The sequence below is a fragment of the Streptomyces sp. MS191 genome (assembly GCF_008042125.1).
Classification (GTDB): domain Bacteria; phylum Actinomycetota; class Actinomycetes; order Streptomycetales; family Streptomycetaceae; genus Streptomyces.
The window spans coordinates 2735384-2761249 of sequence record NZ_RDBI01000040.1 but is presented as its reverse complement, the minus strand read 5'-3'; the positions used below and the strand labels follow the sequence as shown (position 1 = coordinate 2761249).

Annotated in this window: 19 protein-coding genes and 3 pseudogenes; 6 read left to right on the top strand and 16 right to left on the bottom strand. The window is 73.3% G+C overall.

All coding sequences use genetic code 11. From position 1 onward, the window contains the following. Nucleotides 1-233: 233 nt before the first annotated feature. The 3 genes from EAO71_RS19780 to EAO71_RS19770 form a co-directional block, all read right to left on the bottom strand. Nucleotides 234-884 (bottom strand): hypothetical protein, encoded by a 651-nt coding sequence (locus EAO71_RS19780; RefSeq protein ID WP_147978921.1) that lies wholly within the window; start codon nt 882-884, stop codon nt 234-236. 196 nt (nt 885-1080) lie between these two features. After that, nucleotides 1081-1779, bottom strand: coding sequence for a GntR family transcriptional regulator (locus EAO71_RS19775; RefSeq protein WP_147978920.1), 699 nt, complete (start codon nt 1777-1779; stop codon nt 1081-1083). Between the two features lie 89 nt (nt 1780-1868). Then, on the bottom strand, nt 1869-3230 hold the full coding sequence (locus tag EAO71_RS19770) for an aspartate aminotransferase family protein (protein WP_147978919.1): 1362 nt from the start codon (nt 3228-3230) through the stop codon (nt 1869-1871). A gap of 176 nt (nt 3231-3406) precedes the next feature. Here EAO71_RS19770 and EAO71_RS19765 point away from each other — a divergent pair, with 176 nt between their 5' ends. Further along, a complete protein-coding gene (locus tag EAO71_RS19765; protein ID WP_147978918.1) occupies nt 3407-4078 on the top strand; it encodes a DJ-1/PfpI family protein in 672 nt (223 codons plus the stop codon). Further along, nucleotides 4075-4619, top strand: a pseudogene (locus EAO71_RS38945) (MarR family winged helix-turn-helix transcriptional regulator). Before EAO71_RS19765 ends, EAO71_RS38945 begins: the two are co-directional and overlap by 4 nt. A 119-nt stretch (nt 4620-4738) precedes the next feature. Here EAO71_RS38945 and EAO71_RS19750 read toward each other — a convergent pair. Next, a complete protein-coding gene (locus EAO71_RS19750) occupies nt 4739-5629 on the bottom strand; it encodes a glycoside hydrolase family 19 protein (RefSeq protein ID WP_147978916.1) in 891 nt (296 codons plus the stop codon). A gap of 94 nt (nt 5630-5723) precedes the next feature. Continuing rightward, nucleotides 5724-6224, bottom strand: a complete 501-nt coding sequence (locus EAO71_RS19745) for a MarR family winged helix-turn-helix transcriptional regulator (RefSeq protein ID WP_147978915.1) — start codon at nt 6222-6224, stop codon at nt 5724-5726. A 196-nt stretch (nt 6225-6420) separates the two neighbouring features. Here EAO71_RS19745 and EAO71_RS38940 point away from each other — a divergent pair, with 196 nt between their 5' ends. Beyond that, complete coding sequence (locus tag EAO71_RS38940) at nt 6421-9804, top strand: hypothetical protein (RefSeq protein ID WP_147978914.1); 3384 nt, start codon at nt 6421-6423, stop codon at nt 9802-9804. Between the two features lie 42 nt (nt 9805-9846). On the opposite strand, the gene EAO71_RS19735 is transcribed toward EAO71_RS38940, so the two are convergent. Beyond that, nucleotides 9847-10800 (bottom strand): NADP-dependent oxidoreductase, encoded by a 954-nt coding sequence (locus EAO71_RS19735; protein WP_147978913.1) that lies wholly within the window; start codon nt 10798-10800, stop codon nt 9847-9849. A gap of 155 nt (nt 10801-10955) precedes the next feature. On the opposite strand from EAO71_RS19735, the gene EAO71_RS19730 reads away from it, so the two are divergent. Further along, the gene (locus EAO71_RS19730) at nt 10956-12494 is read left to right on the top strand and encodes a substrate-binding domain-containing protein (protein WP_147978912.1); all 1539 of its coding nucleotides are present in this window, start codon (nt 10956-10958) and stop codon (nt 12492-12494) included. Nucleotides 12495-12551: 57 nt separating this feature from the next. Beyond that, a complete protein-coding gene (locus EAO71_RS19725; protein WP_147978911.1) occupies nt 12552-14402 on the top strand; it encodes a serine/threonine-protein kinase in 1851 nt (616 codons plus the stop codon). A gap of 102 nt (nt 14403-14504) precedes the next feature. Here EAO71_RS19725 and EAO71_RS19720 read toward each other — a convergent pair whose 3' ends face one another. Beyond that, entirely contained in the window at nt 14505-15788 is a 1284-nt protein-coding gene (locus EAO71_RS19720; RefSeq protein ID WP_147978910.1) for an adenylosuccinate synthase, read from the bottom strand. A 143-nt stretch (nt 15789-15931) separates the two neighbouring features. On the opposite strand from EAO71_RS19720, the pseudogene EAO71_RS19715 reads away from it, so the two are divergent. Then, nucleotides 15932-16687, top strand: a pseudogene (locus EAO71_RS19715) (diacylglycerol kinase); the annotation flags it as partial. 281 nt (nt 16688-16968) lie between these two features. Here the strand turns inward: EAO71_RS19715 and EAO71_RS19705 are convergent. The 9 genes and pseudogenes from EAO71_RS19705 to EAO71_RS19665 all read right to left on the bottom strand — a co-directional run. Beyond that, nucleotides 16969-18102, bottom strand: a pseudogene (locus EAO71_RS19705) (cytochrome P450); the annotation flags it as partial. A gap of 9 nt (nt 18103-18111) precedes the next feature. Next, entirely contained in the window at nt 18112-18774 is a 663-nt protein-coding gene (locus EAO71_RS19700; protein ID WP_147978908.1) for a response regulator, read from the bottom strand. Further along, nucleotides 18771-20078, bottom strand: coding sequence for a sensor histidine kinase (locus EAO71_RS19695; protein ID WP_399755409.1), 1308 nt, complete (start codon nt 20076-20078; stop codon nt 18771-18773). The genes EAO71_RS19700 and EAO71_RS19695 overlap by 4 nt, the downstream gene beginning before the upstream one ends. Nucleotides 20079-20311: 233 nt before the next feature. Next, nucleotides 20312-21181 (bottom strand): alpha/beta hydrolase, encoded by an 870-nt coding sequence (locus EAO71_RS19690; protein WP_147978907.1) that lies wholly within the window; start codon nt 21179-21181, stop codon nt 20312-20314. Nucleotides 21182-21284: 103 nt separating this feature from the next. Further along, nucleotides 21285-22499, bottom strand: coding sequence for a kynureninase (gene kynU, locus EAO71_RS19685; protein WP_147978906.1), 1215 nt, complete (start codon nt 22497-22499; stop codon nt 21285-21287). Then, nucleotides 22492-23340: a tryptophan 2,3-dioxygenase family protein gene (locus EAO71_RS19680; protein WP_147978905.1), complete on the bottom strand. Its 849-nt coding sequence runs from the start codon at nt 23338-23340 to the stop codon at nt 22492-22494. Before EAO71_RS19680 ends, kynU begins: the two co-directional genes overlap by 8 nt. A gap of 111 nt (nt 23341-23451) precedes the next feature. Then, nucleotides 23452-24336, bottom strand: a complete 885-nt coding sequence (locus EAO71_RS19675) for a DUF3152 domain-containing protein (protein WP_147978904.1) — start codon at nt 24334-24336, stop codon at nt 23452-23454. A gap of 202 nt (nt 24337-24538) precedes the next feature. Beyond that, complete coding sequence (locus EAO71_RS19670) at nt 24539-24952, bottom strand: DUF3151 domain-containing protein (protein WP_147978903.1); 414 nt, start codon at nt 24950-24952, stop codon at nt 24539-24541. A 93-nt stretch (nt 24953-25045) separates the two neighbouring features. Continuing rightward, nucleotides 25046-25866: MFS transporter (locus tag EAO71_RS19665; protein WP_147979398.1), on the bottom strand; the 821-nt coding region annotated here is incomplete at its 5' end.

Genomic DNA, 25866 nt, shown 5'->3' with positions numbered 1-25866 from the left:
CGGCGGGCTCGATCCCGTACGACGACAGCCCGTTCGCGCGGGAGCGCCACGTGTGGCTGGGTCTGCACGCGGCGGCCACGCGGAGCCTCGGACAGGGCTCGATGATCATCCTCAGCTGACCGACGGGCCCCGGGACCCCGTGCCGACCGGCCGTGGTGGGTTGCCCGCGCCCCCACCACGGCACGAAGCACCCCCGAGGGGACGTGGTGGGGTCGGGCCGGCGCGGTTCCCGGTCAGCTGAGGATGATCATCGAGCCCTGTCCGAGGCTCCGCGTGGCCGCCGCGTGCAGACCCAGCCACACGTGGCGCTCCCGCGCGAACGGGCTGTCGTCGTACGGGATCGAGCCCGCCGGCTCCTCCAGCGAGGTCGGCCGCTCCGGAGGCAGCGGCGGGGCGGGCGGGTTGTGCGGGTCTATCCCGATCGCCGGCGCGACGAACTCCAGCTCCCGCAGCAGCCCGTGCGAGGAACCCAGCGGGCCGCCGCCCTCCAGCAGCTCGTCGGTGGACAGCGGGGCCGGGAAGTCCACGGGCACGTAGGCGCCGGCGTGGTCGTAGTGCCAGACGAGGTGGGACTGCTGCGCGGTCGCCTCGAACATCTCCAGGAGCTGTTCGTAGTCCCCGCCCAGCTCGTCGACGGGCTCGACGGGCAGCCCGCACATCTGCAGCAGATAGGCGCGGCGCAGGAAGTGCAGGGCGTCGTAGTCGAACCCGGCGACGGGCGCCACGTCGCCGGACAGCCCCGGCATGTACGCGAAGACGGGGACGGTGGGCAGACCGGACGCGGTCAGGGCCTTGTCGTAGGCGGCGATCTCTTCGGCGAAGGGATTGTCGGGGCTGTGGCACAGCACGTCGACAAGGGGGACCAGCCACAGGTCACAGGCCAAGGGAGGCTCGCTCTCCGTCAGTTGCAGGGACGGCCAGGGTAGTGCGCGGTGCGCGTGTCGCACACCCGGTGGGTGCCTGCCCCTCCGCGCACCCGGTCAACCCGGGCCGGAAGGCCACCGCGACGGCCCCGGTGCACGTCACCGGCACCACAGGGGCCTCAGGCCCACCACGCGGCACCGCCCGGGCGGTGGGGCCTCACCGCGCGGGCCGCTCCAGGCGGTCCGCCCACTCCAGCGACTGCGCGTTGTAGGCCCGGACCACGGCGACCGCCGCCTCCGCGTCCCCGAGCGTGATCGCGTCCACCAGCTCCACGTGCCCGCTCCAGAGCCAGCCGAGCACGTCTCGGTCGGAGCGCAGGTACGGCACCGAGAACACCCAGGCCTGCACCCGCAGCCGGTGCAGGAAGTCGGCGATGCAGGCGTTGGCGGACACCAGGCGCCCCAGCTCGCGCCAGTAGCGGATGTCGTAGCCGATGAGGACGTCCAGGTCCCCGGCCCGGGCGGCGCGCACCGCCGCCTCGCCGCGGCGCCGGATGGAGACGAGCGCGACCCCCCGGCTCACGTCGGGCTCCGCGGCGCGGGCGGACGCGCGGCCGTGACGGCGGAAGATGCCGTCGACGACGAGCATGCGGGCCTCGACCATGTCCCGGTAGTCGTCGACCGAGAACTGGTGCACCCGGAAGCCGCGGTGCTGGTCGGAGTCGAGGAGCCCCTGGGCGGAGAGGTCGACGAGTGCCTCGCGCACGGGGGTCGCCGACACCCCGTACTGCTCGGCGATCTGCTTGACGGTGAACTCCTCGCCCGGTTGCAGACGCCCTGCGAGCACCTCGTCACGGAGCGCGTCCGCGATCTGCTGTCGAAGGGTACTGCGGGTGACAGCTCCGCTCGCGGGCATCGTGATCGGCCCCTCCGTCCGGCTGTCGGACACCATAGTCCAGACGGAGGGGACGGCCACGTCCCCGTGGAGCGCTCTCTCCCCGCCGGTTACGCGGTGTGCTCGTCGGCGACGCTCAGCGCGGCGTCGAGGGCGGCGAGGCCCTCCTTCGCCTCCGCCTCGGAGACGTTGCAGGCGGGCACGGCGTGGGTGCGGTTCATGTTGATGAACGGCCAGAGGCCGTGCTTCCTGGCCGCCGCGCCGAAGGCCGCCATGGGGGCGTTGGCCTCGCCGGTCGCGTTGTACGGGACGAGCGGCTCGCGGGTCTCCTTGTTCCGGACGAGGTCCAGCGCCCAGAAGGCGCCCATGCCGCGCACCTCGCCGACCGACGGGTGGCGCTCGGCCAGCTCGCGCAGGCCGGGGCCGAGGACGGTCTCGCCGATGCGGGCGGCGTGCTCGACGACCTTCTCGTCCTCCATCACCTGGATGGTGGCGACGGCGGCGGCGCAGGCCAGCGGGTGCCCGGAGTAGGTCAGGCCGCCGGGGTAGGGGCGCTTGTCGAACGTCGCGGCGATCTCGGCGCTGATGGCGACACCGCCGAGCGGCACGTATCCGGAGTTGACGCCCTTGGCGAAGGTGATCAGGTCGGGCACGACGTCGAAGTGCTCGGCGGCGAACCACTTGCCGGTCCGGCCGAAGCCGGCCATGACCTCGTCGAGGACGAAGACGATCCCGTACTTGTCGCAGATCGCGCGCACGCCGGCGAGGTAGCCGGGCGGCGGGGTCATGATGCCGGCGGTGCCCGGGACGGTCTCCAGGATGATCGCGGCGATGGTCGCGGGACCCTCGAAGGCGATCGTGTCCTCCAGGTGCGCGAGCGCGCGCTCGCACTCCTGCTCCTCGGTCGTCGCGTAGAACGGGGAGCGGTAGAGGAAGGGTGCCCAGAAGCGCACGACGCCGGCCGAGCCGGTGTCGGAGGCCCAGCGGCGCGGGTCGCCGGTGAGGTTGATCGCGGTCGAGGTGGCGCCGTGGTACGAGCGGAAGGCGGAGAGCACCTTGTGGCGGCCCGTGTGCAGACGGGCCATCCGTACGGCGTTCTCGACGGCCTCGGCACCGCCGTTGGTGAAGAAGATCTTGTCCAGGTCGCCGGGGGTGCGCTCGGCGATGAGGCGTGCGGCCTCGGAGCGTACGTCGATGGCGAAGGCGGGCGCGAAGGTGGTGAGCTTGGCGGCCTGCTCCTGGATGGCGGCGACCACACGGGGGTGCTGGTAGCCGATGTTGGTGTAGACGAGGCCGCTGGTGAAGTCGAGGTAGCGGTTTCCGTCGTAGTCCCAGAAGTACGAACCCTCGGCGCCGGCGACGGCGAGCGGATCGATCAGGCCCTGGGCGGACCAGGAGTGGAACACGTGCGCGCGGTCGGCGGCCTTCACGGCCGCGCCGGCCTGGGGATCGGGAACGACATGAGGGGTCATGTCTCGAGGGTAGGTAACCGCAGGTGGGGCGGGCCATGACCATCCTGTCCACCGAGACCCGGGCCGACCCGACACCTTGCCTCTCCCGGACCGGCGGACCTTCATTGACAGCACGCTGCCACAATGACAGACTGCTGTCATCAGGCACGGCACCGACGTCCCGCAGGAGGCCCGCAATGCCCCGCACCGTTCACCTCGCCGTCTACGACACCTTCGCCGACTGGGAGACCGGGCACGCCACCGCCTGGCTCGCCCGCACCGGCCACGAGATCCGCACCGTCGGCCCGGCCACCGACCCCGTCACCAGCATCGGCGGCCTGCGCGTCACGCCCGACCTCGCGCTCGACGAGCTGGATCCGGCCGACAGCGCACTGCTGATCCTCCCGGGCGCCGACCTCTGGGACACGAGCGAGGACCTCGCCCCCTTCGCGGTGGCGGCCCGCCGCTTCCTCGACGCCGGCACACCGGTCGCCGCCATCTGCGGCGCCACCGCCGGCCTGGCCAGGGAGGGGCTGCTCGACGACCGCTCCCACACGAGCGCCGTCTCCTTCTACCTCGCCGCCACCGGCTACAAGGGCGCCGCGCACTACGTCGAGACGGACGCGGTCACCGACCGGGGGGCCGACGGCGCCGGCGACCTGATCACCGCGGGGCCGACCGAACCCGTCGCCTTCGCCCGCGAGGTGCTGGGCCGGACGGGCGCCTTCGAGGGCGAGCGGCTCGACGCCTGGTACCGCCTCTTCCACGACTCGGACGCGGCGGCGTACGAGACGCTCCAGGCGGACGGGGAAGAGGCGCCGGACGGAGACGAGCGGCAGCCGGCGGGCACCGCCCCGGCCGGATCGTGAGCCGCGACCAGCAGGACGCCCTGTCCCGGACGGCTCTCGGCGTCTTCCGCGTCAACGGCCGGCTCCTCGCCCTGTCGGAGAAGCTGGCCGAGCCGGCGGGTCTGACCGCCGCCTGGTGGCAGGTCCTGGGAGCCGTGCTCCCCGAGCCGCTGCCCGTCGCCGGAATCGCCCGCGCCATGGGCATCACCCGCCAGAGCGTCCAGCGGATCGCGGACCTCCTGGTGGCCCAGGGTCTCGCCGCGTACGCGCCGAACCCCGCCCACCGGCGCGCCAAGCTCCTGACCCCCACCCCCGCGGACGCGTGCGCGGCGCGGGCCCGGACCGTCATGGCGCCAAGCTCCTGACCCCCACCCCCGCGGGACGTAGTGCGATCGACCGCATCGGTCCCGGCCACGCCGAGCTGGCGGCCCGGCTGACGCGCGAACTCGGCGGCCAGGAGGCCTTCGACGAGACCGTCCGCGTCCTGGAACGGCTCGCCCGGGCCCTGGAGGCGATCGACGCGAGCGGCGAGGTCCCGCCTCAGGAGCCCCCCGGCCCCTGAGACGCCGACGGCCGGCGCGGCGCCCCCGGCACGCGCCCTCGCCCGGGGGCACCCCGGCGACGGTCGAGGGGCCCGGACCATGACGGTCCGGGCCCGCGCCGCGCACGCGTCCGCGCGGATCAGCAGTACAGGTTCGCGCCGGTCGGCACTCCCAGGATCTGGGTGAACTGCTGGTACTTGGTCACCCGGCTCTGCACCTGCGCCGGGTTGCGGCCGTCGCACTCCAGCGAGCCGTTGATGGAGCGGATCGTCTGGCCGAAGCCGGCGCCGTTGACCATGGCGTTGTGGCCGGTCATCGTGCCGGGCCCGTTCTGGGTGTTCCAGTACCAGAGGCCGGTCTTCCAGGCGACGGCCGGCTCGCGCTCGACGCGGTAGGGGTTGTTGAGGAGGTCGATGCCGAGGGCGTCACCCGCGGCCTTGTAGTTGAAGTTCCAGGAGAGCTGGATCGGACCCCGGCCGTAGTAGGCGGCCTGGCCGGCGGGGCAGCCGTAGGGCTGGCTCGTGTCGCAGTAGTGCGGGTAGTTGGCCGTGTTCTGCTCGACGACGTACACCAGACCGCCGGTCTCGTGACTGACGTTGGCGAGGAAGGCGGCGGCCTCCTGCTTCTTCACCGTGTCGCTGCCGGTCTTGGCGAAGCCGGGGTAGGCGCCGAGCGCGGCGGTCAGACCGCTGTACGTGTAGAAGGAGTTCCGGCCCGGGAACATCTGGTTGAACTGGGCCTCGCTGACGACGAATCCGGAGGGGTCCGGGTTCGGGTCGGTCCCGCCGCCGCCACCGCAGGCACCCTCGTCGCGCCACACGTCGGCGGCGCCGGGGCGTTCGTTCTGGGTCCACCACTTCGCGTACCAGTTGCGGCCGTTGTACGAGGCGGTCATGCCGCCCGTGTAGACGCTGGAGGAGTTCCAGGCGGCCACGCACGCGGGGGCGGCACCGGCGGACGCGGGGACGATGACCGCCAGTCCGACGGCCGTACAGAGTGCGGACAGCAGGATGAGCAGGCGTCGCAGCATGCGCGCTTCCTTCCGTGGGGGAAGTCCAGCGAAGCGTCTTTGGTCTGGACCTGTCAAGGTCTAGACCAGAAACCGTGACACACGGACTTCCCCGTCACCGCTCCAGAAGGCGTTCCAACAGGCTTGCCAGCAAGGCCCGTTCACTCGGTGACAACGACCCGGTCAGCTCGTCCTGCGCGGCGGCGAGCACGGCGTCGAGGCGCTGGAGGTGCGCCCGCCCGCCGGTGGTCAGGGTGACGACGTTGCGCCGTCGGTCCTCGGGATCGGGCTCGCGCTCGACGTGGCCGCGCTCGGCGAGTTCGTTGATGACGGCGACGAGATCGCTGCGGTAGATGCCCGTGCGGCGGCTCAGGCCGGCCTGACTGGTCGGCCCGTACTCGTCGAGGGAGACGAGCACCGCGTAGTGCCACTTGCGGGCACCCTCCCCGGCGAGACCGGCGCCGACCAGGCGGTCCGCCCGGGCGGCGGCCAACCCGAGCAGGCGACTGGGCAGGTCGCGCAGCCGCCCGGGAATCCGCAGCCCGGCCCCTTCGCCCGCCTCGGCCGCCTCTCCGCCCGCGCCCGCCTCGCCCGCCTCTCCGCCCGCTCTGCTCATGCCGCGCAGAGTACCCGTTGCGTTAGGAGCCCGAACGATGTGTGCGAACCCCCCCGGCCAGGAGGGTTGAACCAGTTCGAAATCCTGTACGGAGGGGGCGTGAAGCGCTGTTACGCTCCCCTCGACCTGCGGCGGGGGACGTGGCAGGAGTGAAGAAGGAAACGGGGAGGGAACTCAGTTGGTTCGCCATACCCTCGTGCGGGGGGCTTTCGCCACCGCACTGGGCATCGCACTCACGGCGGGCGGGATGGTGCCGCTCGCGGTGTCGGCCGCCGCGGACACGCCGTCACCGCAGGAGGTCGTGGTCCCTCCGGGGTACAAGTCGACCCCGCGGAACGCCTTCGTCCACCAGAAGGAACAGGCGGCGCAGGGGGACGCCGACTCGGTCGGCTCCGAGGGCGTGTTCCACCGGGAACAGGACGTCAAGGAGACCCTGTGGACCCGCTTCTCGGACGGCAGGAGCGTCCCGATCAGCGAGCCGCAGGACTGGGTCCTGCCCCGGGGCACCGGCACCGACGCCCTGGCGTACGTCCGTCCCGGCCGGATCGAACTGCGGTTCGCGGACGGCGCCGTGCGCACGATCACCGTGCCGGAGCAGCTGACCGGCCCCAAGGTCTACGGCTCCGCGGCCGTCGCCTTCGACACCACGGCGAAGACCGCGCACGTGCTGTCGGCCCGGGCGGACGGGACGACGGGTGACGTCGAGATCGAGAAGCCGGAGGCCTTCGAGTACACGACGGCCGCCGGCGGCGACACGCGCTCGATCGTGCTCCCCGGTCCCGTCACCGACGGGAAGCGCCGCCACGCGGTCGTCGACGCGGAGACGGGCCGGCTCCAGGGCCTCACCGCGCCGTTGCCCGCGTCGTACACCCGGGTGAAGATCTCGCCGAAGTACCTCGCGTTCTACAGCACCGAGAGCACGAACGGCACCGTCCTCGTGGCCTCGCGCGCCGACCTCGCGGCGCAGCCGGTCAAGGCCACCCTGACCTCGTACGACCTCCCGCTGGACCACCTCGCCGTGGTCGGCGACTGGCTGGTCCTCAACGCCGCCAACGACGTCGTGGCCGTGCCCGTCGCGGGCGGCTCCGCGCCCGTCGTGCTGGTCGCCCGCAGCTACGGCATCGCGTCCGGGCCCGACGGCACCGCCGTCGCCGTGGGCGGCACCGGTCCCGCCGACTGGGCCATCCGGCGCATCACGGCGGACGCCGACGGCAAGCCGGTCGTGACGACGGTGAAGCGACTGCCCGGCTTCCCGGGCCACGCGCAGGGCGTCGCGCTCGCCCACGGCCGCCTCGCCGTCGTGGACGACAGCGAGTACGACGGCGCCGGCCTCGCCAAGGAGTACGTCCGGGACCTCGGCGTCACCGGCGGGGCCCTCAGCTACGGGGACCGCTCCGAGCTGACGGGCACCCCGCTGGAGACCTGCCCGGAGAAGGACGCCCTCTGCCCCGAGTACCGGGCGCTCGGCGACGGCCGCTTCCTGCGCCGCCTGGGCGGCTACTTCGTGATCAACGGCCCGGCCCAGGGCGACTTCCAGTCCCCCTACTACGGCACCGGGGCCCGCGTCAGGGACGTCAACGGCGACTGGCTGGTCGTCGACGTGCCCGGCACGCGGGAGAAGCAACTGGTCGTCGCGCTCGACGGCGAGAAGGTGTTGGAGGAGCGCACACCGGTCGCCTCCGCCCTGTGGGGCTCCCTGCTGTGGACCGCCGGCGCCGAGCCCGGCTCCGTCACCGCGAAGGACCTGGCCACCGGCCGGYCCGTCGAGACCGCGGACACCGGGGCCACCTGCGTGCCGGAGGAACTCCAGGCCGTGGGCCGCTGGCTGTACTGGAGCTGCGGCGCCGACGGCCCGGCCGGGGTCTACGACCGCACGGCGAAGACCTCGCGAAGCGTCCCCGCCGGTGAGGCCCTGCTCGGCGACGGCTACGTCGTCACCCACGACACGTCCGCCGGGAAGCTCGTCCTCACCGGCGCCGACGGCGCCGCGCCCGTCACCCGGACCGTCGGCACGCTGCCCGGCACCGGTGTCTCCCAGCGTCACGTCCGCTGGACGGTCGACCGCTTCGGCGGCCACCTCGCGTACCTCGACGCCGACGAGCAGGTCCACGTCGTCCCGACGGGCATCGGCACCCAGCCGCTGACCGTCCTGGGCCGCACGGACACTCCCGTCGTCCGCGGCAAGGACGAGAAGGCCCCGGTCACCTCGGCGACGCTGTCCAAGCCCGCCGGTGCCTGGACCCTGACCGGCCGTCACACCGCCACGGGCCGGGTCAGCGAGCTGGCCTCCGGCACGGAGGCGCGCGGAGCGCTGCGCCCGCTGTGGACCGGGCGGGACAAGGCCGGGGACCTCCTGCCGAACGGCACGTACACGTGGACGCTGACCGCGCGGCCCGCCGACGGCACCGGGGCCGAGGTGCGGCTCACCGGAAGCACCGTCCTGCGCGGCGGGAAGTCCCCCGCCTCCGACCCGTTCACGAGCGTCCCGACCACCCGCGTGATGGACACCCGCGCCGGCACCGGCGTCCCGAAGGCCGTGCTCGGCCCGAAGGGGACGGTCACCCTGACCGTCGGCGACGTGGCGGGCGCGCCGTACCACACCACCACCGCGGTCGTGCTGAACGTGACGGCGACGAACGCCACCTCGGCGACCTACGTCTCGGCCTACCCGTACGGCACCACCCGGTCGAGCGCGTCGAACCTCAACGTGCCCGCCGGGAAAACGGTGGCCAACCAGGTGATCGTCCCCGTCCGGAACGGCAAGGTCACCTTCTACAACCACGCCGGAAACGTGGACCTGATCGCCGACATGGCCGGCTACTACACGCTCGACGACGTCAAGGGCGCGCTGTACCGGCCCATGACCCCGTGGCGGGCGCTGGACACCCGCAGCGGACTCGGCGCGCCGCAGAAGCCGGTCCAGGGCGGATCCCGCGTGCGTCTGGGCTTCGCCGGCACCGCCGTGGGCTCCCCCGACGTGACGGCCGTCGTGCTCAACGTGACGGCGACCGGCGTGACCAGGCCGACCTTCGTCGCCGCCCTGGCGACCGGCGCCCCCGTCGTGGGTTCGCACCTGAATCCGGGACAGGGCGAGACCGTGTCGAACCTCGTGGTCGTACCGGTCGTGAACGGCGGGATCGACCTGTACAACCACAGCGGCGCCGTCGACCTCGTCGCGGACGTGGCCGGCTACTTCACCGGGTCGGACCTGGGCTCGCTGTACGAGCCCTCGGCCCCGTCCCGGCTGATGGACACGCGTGACGGCACCGGGGTCGCCAGGGCCGAGGTGGGCGCGAAGGGCGTCGTGACGCTGGACGTCGCGGGCAAGGGCGGCGTCCCCGCCACCGGCGCCACGGCCGTCGTGCTCAACGTGACCGCCACGAACGCGACCGCGGCCACGTTCGTGACCGCGTACCCGTACGGCACCACCCGGACGAGCGCGTCGAACCTGAACGTGCCGGCCGGACGGACCGTGTCGAACCTCGTGGTCGTACCGGTCCGGGACGGCAAGGTCACCTTCTACAACCACGCCGGGAGCGTCGACCTGATCGCCGACGTCCAGGGCTTCTACGCCGAGTAGCCGGCCCTCGCCCGGTCCGGGCGGGTCGTCCTGACGGTCGCCTCAGATCATCAGGACGATCCGGCCGGGCCGGCGGCCCGCCTCCGCCCGGCGGTGGGCCTCGGCGACCACCTCCAGGGGCAGGACGTCGGCCACCCGGGTGACCAGCTCGCGGGCCGCCACCTTGTCCAGGGCCTCCTTGATGCGGAGGGCGTGCGGCCGGGCGCGGTCGAACTCGACGCGGATGCCCCTCTCGGACGCCGGGACACGGTCCGGGGCGATGGCGACGAAGCAGCCTTCGTCCTTCAGCGCGGCCAGCATCGGAGCACCGACCAGCGCCCCGTCGAAGACGCCGTCCACCCCGTCCGGGGCATGCTCCCGCACCTTCCGCAGCACCTCCGCCGGCTCGCCGCGCGTGACGCAGTGCTTGGCGCCCAGGACCTTCAGCTCGTTCTCGTCCCCCTCGTAGGAGACGGCGATGACCTGCAGTCCGGCCGCCGCCGCGAGCTGGAGCAGGAGCCGGCCCACCACGCCGCTGGCGCCCGTGATCAGCAGTGTCGCCCCCGGCGGGAGCCCGAGCTGTTCGAGGCCCTGCGAGGCGGTGATCACGGCCAGGGGCAGGGAGGCGGCGGCCGTGAAGTCCACCTCGTCCGGGATCGGGGCCAGCCAGTCCGGCTCGGCCCAGATGACCTCCGCGTACGTGCCGTGCCCCGTCAGCTCCTCGTACCAGGGCACGAAGCCCGCGACCCTGGTCCCGACCGGCAGGAGACCCTCCGGGCCCGGCGCCGGATCCAGCAGCCGGCCCGCGAAGTCCGTGCCGAGGACGAAGGGGGGCTGCAGTCCGCCCATCTGGTCGACGTAGAGGCCGGCCCGGATCCGGAGATCCGCCATGGTCACACCGGCGGCCTTCAGCCGGACGCGGACCTTGCCCGGCTCGTCCCCTGCCTCGGGTTCGGGCCTGCGGGTCACTCTGAGGACCTCAGGGCCGCCGTAGGCGGTCACTTCGACGACACGCATGAAGATCCTTCCGACAGGCCCCCTCGTCGCCATTACACCCATGGTCAAACTGCCCCGGCAACCTCTGTCCGGCCACCTGAACGAACGGGGAAATCCAGGTGGCGGCCCCACGACACCGGCCCTCCGCTCGCACGGACGTCCGTAGCGTTCCGGCCATGGAGTGGATAACCGCAGAGAACGTCATCGCCGTGGTCAGCGCACTGCTCGGCGTGCTCGTCTCGGCCGGTGTCGTGCTCTACGAACGCTTCGTGCAGCGCGGCCGCCGCCTCGGCTACCGCGTGCAGCTCAACACCCCGTTGCGGGACCGCGACGAGAACGCCGGAGACCTGACCGTGCGGGCCGGCGAGATCGGCAGCGCCGACGGCTCCACCCTGGTCCTGCTCCGGATCGAGAACGACGGTCTGCGCGACATCAGCCACGGCGACTACGAGCGCTCCGACGGCTTCGAGGGCCTGCGGGTCACCTTCGACGACAGGACGGTGCAGGCCGTCGTCGCCACCATCCCGCGCGGCTTCGAACGGGTGAAGCGCAACCTGGAGGCGGACCCGGGGCTGCGCAGGGAGGGCGGCGCCGTCCTGATGCCCAAGGTGTTCCTGGCGCGCAAGCAGTACTTCAAGCTGCTCGTCCTGCTCTCCGGGGCCGTCTCCGCCGACGAGGTCGAGCTCACCGGCACGCTCCGGGAGACCGACGTCCACCGCAACCACAGCCGCAGCGTCGACGACCGGACCCCGACCTTCAGCCCCGCGGCCCGCAACATCACCCTCGTCCTGGCCGCGTGCGTGCTCGTCCTCGCCACGCTCATCGTCCGGCACGACACCCCGCCACCCATCGGCTGCGCCCGCGGCACGCTCACCGTGACCGGCTCGACCGCCTTCGCCCCCGCGGTGCGGGACCTGGCGAAGGAGTACCAGGAGGACTGCGAGGGGGCGACGATCCTGGTGGACGCGCACGGGTCGACCGCGGGGATACGGGAGCTGGCCGAGGACGGCGCGAAGGCCGGGAAGGGGTCGCCGGCGGTCGTCGCGCTGTCCGACGGACGCAAGCCGGCCGGCTATCCGAGGCTGCGGGAGAGCATGGTCGCCGTCTCCCTCTTCACGCTGGTCCTCAACGACGGGGTCCCGCTGGAGAACCTCTCGCGGGACGCCGTCCGGCGGCTCTACCGGGGCGACGTCGCCAACTGGAAGGAGCTGGGCGGTCCCGACCTCCCGGTCCGGCTGGTCAGCCGGGACGCCAACTCCGGTACCCGCGAGGTGTTCCAGCGCCGCGTCCTCGGCCGCAACGAGCCGGCGAACTCCTCCCGCGACTGCGAGCACCTCGACGATCCCGGGGCCCCGGTGCTGCGCTGCGAGCTCGACAGCACGGAGCAGGTGCTGTCCACGGTGGCGCGGCTGCCCGGGGCCCTCGGCTACACCGAACTCCGCTCCGGCACCGGCCTGAAGGGCCTGCACCGCGTCGCCATCGACGGACGGATGCCGCACGCCGACGAACTCGACAGACTCGACGAGACCGGCGACTCCCCCTACCCGTACCGGGAGATCGAGTACGCCTACACCTGGGGCCGGCCGCCCGCCGACTCCCTGACCTCCAGTTTCCTCACCTATCTCGTCCGGGGGAGCGGCCAGGACGTGATCCGCGCCCACGGCCACCTGCCCTGCCAGACGCCCCAGGGCCTGAAGATCTGCGGTGAAGGGTGAGGAGAGGCGTACGCGCGGGGTGAGCCCCTGCGGAACGGTCTGGCATCCTCTGTTCCCGTGGACCCATTGAACGCGGAAGACCCGGTCAGCATCGGCCCGTTCCGCCTGCTCGGGCGGCTGGGCGTCGGCGGGATGGGCAGGGTGTTCCTGGCACGTTCGGCGGGCGGACGTGCCGTCGCCGTGAAGGTCGTGCACGCGGAACTGGCCGGGCAGGACGAGTTCCGGCGCCGCTTCGCCCGCGAGGTCGCCGCTCTGGAGCGGGTCGGCGGCACGGGCACGGCGCCGGTGCTGGGCGCCGACACCGAGGCCGAACTCCCCTGGGTGGCCGTCGGATACGTGCCCGGCCCCTCGCTGCGCGCGGTCGTCGGCGAGGAGTACGGGCCGCTGCCGCCCCCGAGCGTCCGCACGCTCGCCGCCGGGCTGGCCCGCGCCCTCACGCACATCCACGCCGCCGGACTGGTCCACCGCGACCTGAAGCCGTCCAACGTGCTGCTCACCGTCGACGGCCCGCAGATCATCGACTTCGGCATCGCCCGCGCCCTCGACACCGTCACCGACGGCGGCCTGACGACCACCGGCGCGGTCGTCGGCTCCCCCGGGTTCATGTCGCCCGAGCAGGTGCGGGGCGACCGGCTGACGCCCGCCGCCGACGTGTTCTGCCTGGGCTCCGTCCTGGCGTACGCGGCGACCGGACGCTCCCCGTTCGGCGGGTCCGACAGCGGCGTCCACGCCACGATGTTCCGCATCGCGCACGACGAGCCCGACCTGACCGACGTACCTCCGGAGGTGTCCGGTCTGATCCGGGCCTGCCTCGCGAAGGACCCGGCGGCCCGGCCGGCGGCCACCGAGCTCGTCGACGCCCTCGACGTCACCGACCCGTGGCTGCCCGCCGACGTCCTGGCCCGGCTCGGCCGCCATGCCGCCCGGCTCCTGGAGGCCGAGGGCGAGGCGGCCGCCGCGGCCGGCGACCCCACCCCCGCGACACCGCTGCCGCAGGGCCGCGAACCCGGCCGCCCCCGCCGCCGGCGCACGGGCCTGGTCGCCGCCGCCACCGCCCTCGTCGTGGCGGCCGCGGCGGGGCTCGCGTACACCTTCTGGCCCGACCTCCTCACGGGCCGCGACGAGCAGAAGAACAAGGCGCGGGACACCACCGGCCCGGTCTCCGCGCGGCCCGCCGGGATCGTCCCCGCCGCCTTCCTCGGCGCCTGGGAGGGCACCCTGGAGGGCTCCGCCGAACATCCCCGCGAGACCATCCGGCTCGAACTCACCCAGGGCGCGGCCGGCACCAAGACCGCCGTCTACGTCCACGTGACCGAGGAGCGGCTGTGCATGGGCCGCAGCCGGCTCGTGTCGGCGGACGAGGACAAGGTCGTCCTCGGCGAGTCCGACGTCACCACCAGCGTGCCCCCGCAGCGCTGCACCCCCGCCGCCCACCAGACCCTCGCACTGCGGTCCCCCGAGGTCCTGGAGTGGAGCTCCGGCGCCGCCAAGGCCACCTTCCACAAGGCGCGGACCGGCTCCGAGATCGTCCCCGCGAAGCTCCTCGGCACCTGGAAGATGCGCAACGCCCCGCAGATGTACGGGCCGAACGCCGACCGCTTCACCGACGTGATCACCCTGACCCAGGGCCCCGTCGGCTCCGCCGTCTTCCGCTACGACCAGGGCTATCCCCGCACCGACGAGGACGGCGACCTCACCTCGGACACCGTCAGGTGCTCCTACACGGCGCTCCTCGCCGGCTCGGGCACCCCGCTGGTCATCGGCCCGCACCAGCGCGAGGCGGGCTCGGCGCCCGACTGCGCCGACTCGATCGCGAGCTACCTCTCCCTCGTCCGCTACAAGGGCGAGGACAGGCTCCTGCTCTACCCGATGACCGACAGCGAGCCGGGCGAGTTCTTCCGCCAGTAGGCGGTGCCCCGTGCGGCGCACCCGGCGGACACGCGCGAAGGCCCGCCCCCGCGGCTGTGGGGGCGGGCCTTCGCGCGTGAACCGTCCGCGGACGCGGACCGGCTACAGGAAGGAGTTGATCTCGATGGTCTCGGTGCGGCCGGGGCCGACGCCGATCGCGGAGATCGGGGCACCCGACATCTCCTCCAGGGCCTTCACGTAGGCCTGCGCGTTCTTCGGCAGGTCGGAGAAGGTCTTGGCCTTGGTGATGTCCTCGGACCAGCCCGGCAGCATCTCGTAGACCGGCTTCGCATGGTGGAAGTCCGTCTGCGAGTAGGGCAGCTCCTCGACGCGCTTGCCGTCGATCTCGTACGCGACGCAGACCGGGATCTGCTCCCAGCCCGTCAGCACGTCGAGCTTGGTGAGGAAGAAGTCGGTCAGGCCGTTGACGCGGGTCGCGTACCGGGCGATGACCGCGTCGAACCAGCCGCAGCGGCGGTCACGGCCGGTGGTGACACCGCGCTCGCCGCCGATGCGGCGCAGCGCCTCGCCGTCCTCGTCGAACAGCTCCGTCGGGAACGGGCCGGCGCCGACGCGGGTCGTGTACGCCTTGAGGATGCCGATGACCCGGCTGATCTTCGTCGGACCCACGCCGGCACCGGTGCAGGCGCCGCCCGCGGTCGGGTTCGACGAGGTGACGAAGGGGTACGTGCCGTGGTCGACGTCGAGCAGGGTGCCCTGGCCGCCCTCGAAGAGCACGACCTTGTCGTCGTCCAGCGCCTGGTTGAGGATCAGGGTGGTGTCGGCGACGAAGGGCTTGATCTGCTCCGCGTACTGGAGCATCTCCTCGACGATCTGCGCGGCGTCGATGGCCCGGCGGTTGTAGAGCTTGGCGAGGAGCTGGTTCTTGCCCTCGAGCGCCGCCTCGACCTTCTGGGTGAGGATCGACTCGTCGTACAGGTCCTGGACCCGGATACCGACGCGGTTGATCTTGTCGGCGTAGGTCGGGCCGATGCCCCGGCCCGTGGTGCCGATCTTGCGCTTGCCGAGGAACCGTTCCGTCACCTTGTCGACGGTGACGTTGTACGGCGTGATCAAATGCGCGTTGCCACTGATGAGCAGCTTGGACGTGTCCACGCCGCGCTCGTTCAGCCCGCTCAGCTCGGAGAGCAGGACCGCCGGGTCGACGACGACACCGTTTCCGATCACCGGGGTACACCCCGGCGAGAGGATTCCGGAAGGGAGAAGGTGCAGTGCGTACTTCTGGTCGCCGACGACGACCGTGTGGCCGGCATTGTTGCCGCCCTGGTAGCGCACCACATAATCAACGGATCCACCGAGGAGGTCGGTGGCCTTTCCCTTGCCCTCGTCACCCCACTGAGCACCGAGCAGCACAAGTGCGGGCACAGGCGTACACCCCTTCCGGGCGGGGCATGTCCAAGGTCAGGGGGCCGACGCCGCCTCACCGGTGTGCCCCGGAATAGACGAAGCCCCTGGCGCAATAGCGCAAGGGGCTCTTGCACAAAGATGCTACCCGAGGAAGGACCGAGGTGTCGGCTCACGACCAGCTGCTGGTGGTCATCGACCCGGTCGCCCGCCGGAATGACGGCGAGTCCGTACGGATCGCGAAGGATGTGTTGTGTGCGGGAGCAGAGGCGAAGATCTGCCTCCCGGACAGCCCGGAGGAATTCTCCCGGGCCCTGGCCAGGCGGGGTGCGCGCCGCCCGGTGGTGATCGGGGACGACCGCGCACTGCTACGCACGGTGACCCTGCTGCACCGGGAGCGTGAGCTCGCGGACGGCCCGCTCTCGTTCGTGCCGATCGGCGCCCCGGGCTCGCTGGAAGTGGCGCACGCGCTCGGCGTGCCGCAGAACGCCGTGGCCGCGGCCCGGGCGGTGCTCGACGGCACCGTCCGCCGGCTCGACCTGCTCGTCGACGACAGCGACGGGGTCGTGCTCGGCGACCTGAGCATTCCGGCCGCCCGGGGACCCGCGGCGGCGCCCGCCCCGCCGTCGGTCTGGGGCACCTGCCGCTCGCTGGTGCGCACCCTCGTCCGCCCCGCCCCGGGGCAGGTCGCGATCCGCACCCACCGCCTGCGGGTGGAGGCGGACGGGGTCCTGCTCAGCGACGTGAACGCGCCGGTGGAGGGGGTGACCGTCCGCTCCCTGGCCGGGACGGCCGAGATCACGGTCCACCCGCCGGCCGCGCCGGCCTTCCACGCGACCGCGCACACCCTGACGGTCTCCGGACCGGACTTCCGCTACCGCGCGGACACGGTGGTGTCCGGGCCGGTGCGGCGCCGGACACCACCGTGTCCGCGCGGTAGCGGAAGTCCGGTCCGGAGACCGTCAGGGTGTGCGCGGTCGCGTGGAAGGGGCGCCGCGGGACCGCCCGGACGCCCCGGCCTTCCGCCCCCGGCCGCTCAGCCGGCGAGGTCGCGGCGGCGGAGCGCCGCCAGGCCCGCCGTCGTCAGCGCCGCGGCGAGGACGGTCAGGGTCAGGACGGGTGACCACGTCATCTCCGGGCCGGGGAGCTTCGGCAGGTGACCGAAGGGCGACAGGTCCAGGGCCCACGGGGGAAGGTCCAGCGCCTTGCGCAGCAGCTCCTCGAAGACCGCCGTGAGCTCCAGGCGGGCCAGCGGGGCGCCGAGGCAGTAGTGGATGCCGGCGCCGAAGGTGACGTGCGGGTTGTCGGCCCGGGCCAGGTCCAGGGTGTCGGCCGTCGGCCCGAAGCGGGCCGGGTCGCGGTTGGCCGATCCGAAGAGCAGGGCGACCTCGGAGCCGCGCGGGATGATCCGGCCGCCGACCTCGATGTCGTCGAGGACCCAGCGCTCGAACATCTGCAGCGGGGTGTCGTACCGCAGGATCTCCTCCACAGCTGTGGACAACAGCCGGTCCGGGTCCGCCCGCAGCGCGGCCAGCTGCTCGGGATGGCGCAGCAGCGTCCACCAGCCGTTGACCGTGGTGTTGACCGTCGCCTCGTGGCCCGCGTTGAGCAGCAGCACGCAGGTCGAGACCATCTCCTGTTCGGTGAGCTCCTCCACTCCCACCAGGGCGGAGATCAGGTCCTCGCCCGGCGACTTGCGCCGCCGCGCGATCAGCTCCCGCAGGTAGTCGGAGAACTCCACCGACGCGGCCACCGCCCGGCGGGCCGTGTCCTCCGAGGGGTTCAGCTCGAACATCCCGCAGATGTCGGCCGACCACGGCCGCAGCCGCGCCCGCTCCTCGTCCTCCTCCGGGATCCCCAGCATCTCCGCGATCACGGCGACCGGCAGCGGTTCCGCCACGTCCGCGAGGAGGTCGCCGCCACCGCGCGCCACCAGGCCGTCGACCAGACCGGCGGCGAGCGCGCGCACGGTCGGCTCCAGCCGCTCCACCGTCCGCGGGGTGAACGCCTTCGAGACCAGCCGCCGGATCCGGGTGTGGTCCGGTGCCTCCAGGTCGAGCAGACCGTGGTCGTTGAGGGTGTGGAACGGCTCGTGCGCCGCCGGGGGCGCCTGGCGGCCGAACTCCTCGTGCGTGAAGCGGTGCAGGTACGTCCGGCCGAGCCGGCGGTCCCGCAGCAGCGCCGACACGTCCTCGTGGTGCGGGATCAGCCATTGCCGGGTCGGCGCGTTCCAGTGCGCGCGACCCCCGGCCCGCAGCGCGGCGTACGCGGGATAGGGGTCGGCGACGAAGGCGGGCGATTCGGGGGCGAAGAGGTCCTCGGGTGCAGCGTCCATGACCGGACGCTACCCGCCGACCTGCACCAGCCTCGCCTCGTACGCGAAGACCGCCGCCTGCGTCCGGTCCCGCAGCCCCAGCTTCACCAGGATCCGGCTCACATGCGTCTTGATCGTCGACTCGGCGACCACCAGGTGGTCGGCGATCTCCGCGTTCGACAGGCCCTGGGCGATCAGCACCAGCACCTCCGTCTCCCGCTCGGTCAGATCCCCGACCTGGGCGAGCGCCGGCGCCCGCGGTGACTCCGCCGCCTTCGCGAACTCCGTGATCAGCCGCTTCGTCACCGTCGGTGCCAGCAGGGCCTCCCCGGCGGCCACCACCCGGACCCCGTCCGCCAGCTGCCGCGCGGAGGCGTCCTTCAGCAGGAAGCCCGAGGCACCGGCGCGCAGCGCCTGGTACACGTACTCGTCGAGGTCGAAGGTGGTCAGGACCAGCACCTTGGCGTCGGCGTCCGCCGCGACGATCTCGCGCGTGGCCTCGATGCCGTTCAGCTCGGGCATCCGGATGTCCATCAGGACCACGTCCGGACGCAGCGCCGCCACCTGCGCGACGGCCTCGCGCCCGTTCACCGCCTCGCCGACGACCTCGATGTCCGGCATCGCGCCGAGCAGGACCGAGAACCCCTCGCGGACCATCATCTGGTCGTCGACGATCAGCACCTTGATCGTCATTCCGCCGCCTCCTCGCGCGCCACCGGGATGAACGCCGTCACTTCGTAGCCGCCGTCGGCCGTAGCCTCGGCCGTCATCTCCCCGCTCAGCATGCCCACCCGCTCCCGCATGCCCGTGATGCCGTGCCCGGCGCCCGGCGACGGCTTGACGAGCCCGCGCGCCGGACCGTTCACGATCCGCAGGCCCAGGCCGCCGAGCACGTAGCTGACCTCGACCTTCGCCTCCGCGCCGGGCGCGTGCCGCAGCACGTTGCTCAGGGCCTCCTGGATGATCCGGTACGCGGAGAGCTCGACGCCCTGCGGCAGCTCCCGCACCGCGCCGGTCACCGTCTTCTCGACGGAGAGACCGGCCTCCCGGACGTTGGCGACCAGCCCCTCGAGCTCGGCGAGGGTGGGCTGCGGGGCGTCGGGTGCCTCGTAGTCCTCCGCCCGTACGACGCCGAGGACGCGGCGGAGTTCGGTCAGGGCCGCGACCGCGTTCTCGCGGATGGTGGCGAACGCCTGCTCCAGCTCCGGCGGCGGGTTCTCGACCCGGTAGGGGGCGGCCTCCGCCTGGATGGCGACCACCGACATGTGGTGGGCGACGACGTCGTGCAGCTCGCGGGCGATCGTGGTGCGCTCTTCGAGCAGCGTGCGGCGGGAGCGTTCGACGGCGGTCACGGACTGCTGGGCGGTGACCTCGCGGGCGGCCTGCCGGCGGACCTGGAGGACGGTCACCACGAGCAGCGAGAGCGCGGCGCAGAACAGCAGCGGGGGGCCGTCGGTGGTGTGGCCGACGCCGAGGAAGACCTCGGCGAAGACCGCGTACCCGGCGGTCAGCAGCCACATCCAGCCCGCGGTGCGCGGCCGGGTGCGGGCGGCGACGACCGTGAGGACGACGAGGTGCGCGCCGAAGGAGTTCGGGCTCCAGGGCCAGCCGTCCCCGTAGCTGCCGAGGAAGCCGAGGAAGGGGGTGGAGAGCAGCGAGGCCCAGAAGGCGAGCACCGGGCGCACGAGGGTGAGCAGCACGATCACCGCGGGCCCGAAGGAGTACAGCGCCAGCACCGGCGGGGCCGAGCCCCGCACGACGGACGCGCCGATCAGGAAGACGAGGAAGGCGCAGCCGGCGACCACCACGTGCGGTGTCCACGCCAGGTGGGCGCGTATCCGCCGGGGCAGGCGCCGCGTGATCGGCCCGTCGACCGCCATCGGCGGCATCGGGCGATAGGCGAAGGCGTCGTGGAAGAGGTCCTGGCGCAGCCCGGAGAGCGCGCCCTGGGCCAGGCGGAACTCGGGGCTGCGGCTCTGCTCGGAGGTCTGGGTCACGTACGCCAAGGTACGGGGAGGGCACGGACGGGGTCGTCCCCATGAATGGGGATCCTTCCGCGTCCGTCCCAGGTACTACGTCGCTGATCAGGCCCGGGCCGCCGGGGTCCGGTCGGCGGCCCGCCGGGGACGGGCCGGACCGGCGGGCACGCGACGGCGCGGCCGGTCGCCGGGGTGCCGCCGGACGTCCCCACCGGGAGGCTCACCGGAGGCGCGGCACCCGCGGGCTCCGTTCACCAGGCCAGCTGGGCGATCTCCTCCGCCACCACCGCGCACGCGTCCGCGGACGGGTCGATGAGCGGGAAGTGGCCCACGTCCTCCAGGAGGGTGAAGCCGACGGCCTCGCCCGCCTTGGCCGCCGCCTCGGCGTAGGCCTGCGCGACCGCCGGCGGGACGACGACGTCCTCGCGCCCCTGGACGACGGCGGTGGCGATCCCGGTGGGCAGCAGCAGCGCCGGGTCGGCGTGCCGTGCGCGGACGTCGAACTCGCCCTCGCCGCCGAGGAACTCGGTGACGGCGCCGCCGCACACCCCGAGCTCCACGGCCCGGTCGAAGTGCGCGATCGGGGCCAGCGCGACCACCCCGCGCAGCGGCGGCGGGGAGGCGAGCCGCCACGGCGAGTCCGGGGGAAGGACGTGCCGGGCGGCGGCCCACAGCGCGAGGTGGCCGCCGGCCGAGTGGCCGGTGAGCACGATGCGGCGGGCGTCGGCCTGCGGCAGGTGCTCCACGGCGAGACGCGGCACGGCGTCCAGTGCGGCGGCCACGTCGTCGAAGGTCTCGGGCCACCGCCCGGCGACCGGGCCGGTACCGCCCTGCCGCGGGATGGAGCCGCCCCGCCGGTACTCGACGCTCGCGACGGCGAAGCCGCGGCGCGCGAGGAAGTCCACGAAGGGAGTCAGGTGCTGCCGGTCGTAGGGCGCCCGCCAGGCGCCGCCGTGCAGGGCGACGACCAGCGGGGCCTGCTGTCCGCCGTCGCGCGGGGCGTAGAAGTCGACCACCTGGTCGGGGTGTTCGCCGTAGGCGGCGGAGGCGTCCGGGGCGACGGCCGGGTGCGAGAAGGCCGATTCCTCTTCGGCGGCGTCGCGCGCGGCGGGGTCGGGCATGCTGTTCCCACCTCTCGGGTACGGGGCCGAATCGGCCTGACCTGCGGGGACCGTACCAGGAGTGGGGGCCCCGCAGGCCAGGTGATCACCGGACCGTACGGCCTCAGGCGGAAGTGGACCCCGCGGGGATCTCCGCGAGCACCTCGGCCAGGGTCCGGGCTGCCCGCTCGGCGTCGGCGAAGCCCACGTAGAGCGGGGTGAAGCCGAACCGGAGCACGTCCGGACGGCGGAGGTCGCCCACCACCCCGCGCCGGATCAGCTCCGCCATGACGGCGGGCGCCTCGGCGCAGCGCAGCGCCACCTGACTGCCGCGCTCGGCGTGCGCCTCGGGGGTCAGCGACTCCACCCGGCCGGCCGGCGCGTACGCCCGGACGCACTCCAGGAAGAAGTCCGTCAGGGCCAGGGACTTGGCCCGGACGTCCTCGACCGCGACGCCGTCCCACACCTCGAGCGCCGATTCGAGCGCCAGCATGGAGAGGATGTCGGGGGTCCCCACCCGGCCGCGCGGCGCGCCGTCGGCGGCCTCGTAGCCGGCGGTCATGCCGAAGGGGTCGGCGTGCGAGTTCCAGCCGGGCAGCGGGGAGTCGAAGGCGGCCTGGTGGCGCTCGGCGACGTACAGGTACGCGGGCGAACCGGGGCCGCCGTTGAGGTACTTGTACGTGCAGCCGACGGCCAGGTCGACCCCGTGCTCGTCCAGCCCGACCGGCAGGGCGCCGGCGCTGTGGCACAGGTCCCAGATCGCGAGCGCGCCCGCCGCGCGGACCGCCGCGGTGATGCCGGGCAGGTCGTGCAGCCGGCCGGTGCGGTAGTCGACGTGGTTGACCAGCGCGGCGGCCGTGCGCGGCCCGACGGCGTCCGGGACCTCGGCCGGCGTGACGGGCACGATCCGGCGGCCCGTCATCCGCGCCGCGGACGCCGCGATGTAGCCGTCGGTGGGGAACGTCGTCGCGTCGACGAGTATCTCGTCGCGCGCGTCGCCCGCGAGCCGGGCGGCGGCCACCACGGCCTTGAAGACGTTCACGCTGGTCGAGTCGCCGACCACGATCCGGCCCGGGGCGGCGCCGACGAGCGGGGCGATCCGGTCGCCGATCCGCTCGGGCGCGGTCCACCAGCCGCTCTCGTCCCAGGAGCGGATCCGCAGCTGCCCCCACTCGCGGGTGATGACGTCGGCCATCCGGGCGGGCACGTGCGCGGGCAGGGCGCCCAGCGAGTTCCCGTCGAGGTAGACCGCGTCGTCCAGGGTGAACCGCTCGCGCAGCTTGCCCAGCGGGTCGTCGGCGTCACGCAGGAGCGCGTCCTCGCGCAAGGTCTCAGACATGGCTGCGCGCCGTCCACAGCTCGGGGAAGACGTTCTTCTGCGCCCGCTTCTCCAGCCAGGCCACGCCGGCCGAGCCGCCGGTGCCCGTCTTGGAGCCCATGGCCCGCCGGGTGGCGACGAGGTGGTCGTTGCGCCAGCGCCAGACGAGCTCGGCGACGTCGCTCAACGCCTCGCCCAGCCGGACGAGTTCGCCGTTCTGGTCGGAATCGGCGTAGATCCCGGCCCAGACGAGCTCGACCTCGGACGACGGCTCGTACTTCTTCGCCAGGTCACGGCCGAGGACGGCCTCGGGCACCGGCAGGCCGCGCCGGTGGAGCAGCCGGAGCACCTCGTCGTACAGGCTGGGCTCGTGCAGCGCCTTCTCCAGCTCCGCGTGGACCCGGGGCGCGCCGCGGTGCGGGACCAGCATCGACGCGGACTTCTCGCCGAGCAGGAACTCCATCCGCCGGTACATCGCCGACTGGAAGCCGGAGCCCTCGCCGAGGGCGGCGCGGTAGGCGTTGAACTGCGCCGGGGTCAGCTGGGCGAGCGGGCGCCAGGACTGGTTCAGGGCCTCCAGCTCGCGGACGGAGCGCTTCAGCGCGTCCATCGCCACCGGGATGCGGTCCTCGCGCAGCGCGCGGCTCGCGGTCTCCCACTCGTGGACGATGACGGTGAACCACAGCTCCATGACCTGGGTGGTGACCAGGAAGACCATCTCGCCCGGGTCGTCGGAGCGCAGGTGCTGGAGGTGGGTGAGAACGTCCGCCTGGACGTAGTCCTCGTACGGCGTGGTGCCCGCGAAGTCGAGGTTCGGGTCATCGACCGAACCGGCTCCGGAGGCATCGGGGAAGGTGGACATCGCTGTCTCCTCGATACGAACTACCGGGTAGCGGTCCGCTCCTTCCGTTTGGCAAGTGGAGCCCCGGTCCCCTCGGGGCCGTGTGCCTCGTCGCACGCGGTCCCACGCGCATCATGACACGATCGGGCCGGTGATGTAGCTCCCGTCTTCGTCATACGGATACGCGTTCGATCGGCAGCCGTTCAGGCCCTTGATCTGCTGCATCATCACCGGAGCGAGCTTCCCGGGACCGGAGCAGCCCATGTGCTGCCGGATGCCGATCTCGTGGCCGACCTCGTGGTTGATGATCAGGTGGCGGTACTCCGCGGGCGTCCCGGCGAAGGTCGGCGAGCCCAGCATCCAGCGCCGGAGGTTCACCACGACGCCCGAGGTCGTCTCGCAGTTCAGCTCGCCGTGGGTGTTCAGCCCGCCGGCGAGGCAGAGCCGGTCGGCGGTGGCGGGCGTGGCGATCCGTATGACGAAGTCCTCGTTCTCGTCGACCAGCTGGAAACGGCCCCGGCCGTGGGCCGCCCAGCCGCGCGGATGGGCCAGGATCCGCTGGATCTCGGCGGCCGCGTCGCGGGCGGAGAGGTCGATGCCGTCCTCGACCTGGACGCGGTAGCGGCGCAGGGAACCACCGGTGCCGACGGCGTCGCCGGAGGACCGGGCGGTGCTGAAGGTGCCGGCGCCCGAGGCGGGCACCCCCGTCTTCTTCTTCGGTGTGGCCTTCGGCGTCGGCTTCACGGTCGCCTTCGGCGTCGCGGCGCGCGTCGTGGCCCGCGGGCTGGGGGCCGCCGTCGTCGGGTCGGGCACGGGGGGCGGTGCCTCCGCCGCCGTGACCGGGTCCTGGCCGGTGTCGCCGTGGAAGTGCGCCAGGGCCGCGCCGCCGCCGAGCGAGACCGCGGTCAGCGCGAGGGCCGGCAGCGCGAGCCGGGCCACGGCACCCCGCCGGGAGCGTCTGCGGCCGCGCTTCGGTGCTCGTCGCCGGCCCGCGGGTACGGCGGCACGCTTGCCCAATGTCGGACTCCCCCTGCGTGGGCCGGTGCGGGGAGAGGGTGGGGCCTCCGGGCCGGCGCTCGGTACTGCGGTCCGGAGGATCGTAACCGCCTCTTCGAACGGCTTCGAACGACTCCCGGACTCCGGCCCGATTTCCTCCGACGCAGGTGAACAGGGCGTGTCACCCCGGGGACGGAGGGCGACCCCGGGGTGGAACCGGACGTCAGCCGAGGGTGTCGGCCGCCGTCTGGGAGGAGTCGCGCAGGAAGGTCGAGCAGCGCTCGTACTCGTCCTTCTCGCCGATGTCGCCGGCCGCGCGCGCCAGCGCGTGCAGCGCCCGCAGGAAGCCCCGGTTCGGCTCGTGCTCCCACGGCACCGGGCCGTGGCCCTTCCAGCCGCTGCGGCGCAGCGCGTCCAGGCCCCGGTGGTAGCCGGTGCGGGCGTAGGCGTACGACTCGACGACTCGGCCGCCCTCGTACGCCTCGTCGGCGAGCTGGGCCCAGGCCAGCGAGGAGGTCGGGTACTTCGCGGCGACGTCCGCCGGTGCCACGCCGTTCGCGAGCAGCTCGCGCGGCTCGGGATCGTCGGGCAGGTGGGTGGGGGGCGGTCCCCCCAGCAGGTTCTCGTGGATGGCCATGGCCCCAGTCTGCCGCAGCGCCGCGCCGGCACGTCCGCCGGACGGCACGCGGGGCCCCGCCGGACCGGGCGGGGGTCACGTCTGCGGCGGGTGTCACGCCTCCCCGCGCGCCTCCGGAGCGGGTGGCGGAGCGGTCTCCCCCCGCGCGCCCGGATCCAGCGGCGGGGAGGTCACCCCGCAGTGGACCTTGCACTCGGGGTGGCAGCGCGCCTCCTCCGCGGGCTCCGGCGAGCGGACCAGCGTCCAGGCCAGCACCGCTCCCGCCACCAGCACCGCCGCGCACATCGGCATCGCCCGCCGGAAGGTCTCCCCGAACTCGGCCGCCGACTTGTACGCCTCGGGGCCCATCCCCGCCAGCAGCGGCAGCGCCGCCACCGCGAGGAGACCCGCCGCCCGCGCCGCCGCGTTGTTGATGCCGCTCGCCAGACCCGCCCGGGCCACGGCCACCGACGCCAGCACGGTCGCGGTCAGCGGCGCCACCAGCGTGGTCATCCCGAGGCCCAGGACCAGCAGCGCCGGCAGCACGTCCAGGACGTACGAGGCGTCCTCGCCCACCCGCAGCATCAGCAGCATCCCGGCCGCGCACAGCAACGGTCCGACAGTCAGCGGGATCCGGGGCCCGATCCGCTCCCCCAGCTCGCCCGACCGCGCCGAGAGCAGCAGCATCAGCACCGTCGTGGGCAGCAGCGCCGTCCCCGCCCCGAGCGCCGAGTAGCCGGACACGACCTGGAGCTGGAGCGCGGCCAGGAAGAAGAAGCCGCCGAACGCCGCGTACACGCAGAGCGTCACCAGGTTGACCGCCGTGAACTGCCGGGACGCGAAGATCGACGGCGGCGCCATCGCCTCCTCGCCGCGCCGGCGCTCCACGAGGACGAAGAGGGCGCCCACCGCCACCCCCACGGCGGTCAACCTGG

Coding starts and splice junctions, on each gene's coding strand:
- EAO71_RS19750 (WP_147978916.1), bottom strand. CDS start 5,629: ATGCTGCGACGCCTGCTCATCCTGCTGTCCGCACTCTGTACGGCCGTC.
- EAO71_RS19670 (WP_147978903.1), bottom strand. CDS start 24,952: ATGGCCATCCACGAGAACCTGCTGGGGGGACCGCCCCCCACCCACCTG.
- EAO71_RS19765 (WP_147978918.1), top strand. CDS start 3,407: ATGCCCCGCACCGTTCACCTCGCCGTCTACGACACCTTCGCCGACTGG.
- EAO71_RS19690 (WP_147978907.1), bottom strand. CDS start 21,181: ATGCCCGACCCCGCCGCGCGCGACGCCGCCGAAGAGGAATCGGCCTTC.
- EAO71_RS19730 (WP_147978912.1), top strand. CDS start 10,956: ATGGAGTGGATAACCGCAGAGAACGTCATCGCCGTGGTCAGCGCACTG.
- EAO71_RS19775 (WP_147978920.1), bottom strand. CDS start 1,779: ATGCCCGCGAGCGGAGCTGTCACCCGCAGTACCCTTCGACAGCAGATC.
- EAO71_RS19770 (WP_147978919.1), bottom strand. CDS start 3,230: ATGACCCCTCATGTCGTTCCCGATCCCCAGGCCGGCGCGGCCGTGAAG.
- EAO71_RS19745 (WP_147978915.1), bottom strand. CDS start 6,224: ATGAGCAGAGCGGGCGGAGAGGCGGGCGAGGCGGGCGCGGGCGGAGAG.
- kynU (WP_147978906.1), bottom strand. CDS start 22,499: ATGTCTGAGACCTTGCGCGAGGACGCGCTCCTGCGTGACGCCGACGAC.
- EAO71_RS19680 (WP_147978905.1), bottom strand. CDS start 23,340: ATGTCCACCTTCCCCGATGCCTCCGGAGCCGGTTCGGTCGATGACCCG.
- EAO71_RS19735 (WP_147978913.1), bottom strand. CDS start 10,800: ATGCGTGTCGTCGAAGTGACCGCCTACGGCGGCCCTGAGGTCCTCAGA.
- EAO71_RS19700 (WP_147978908.1), bottom strand. CDS start 18,774: ATGACGATCAAGGTGCTGATCGTCGACGACCAGATGATGGTCCGCGAG.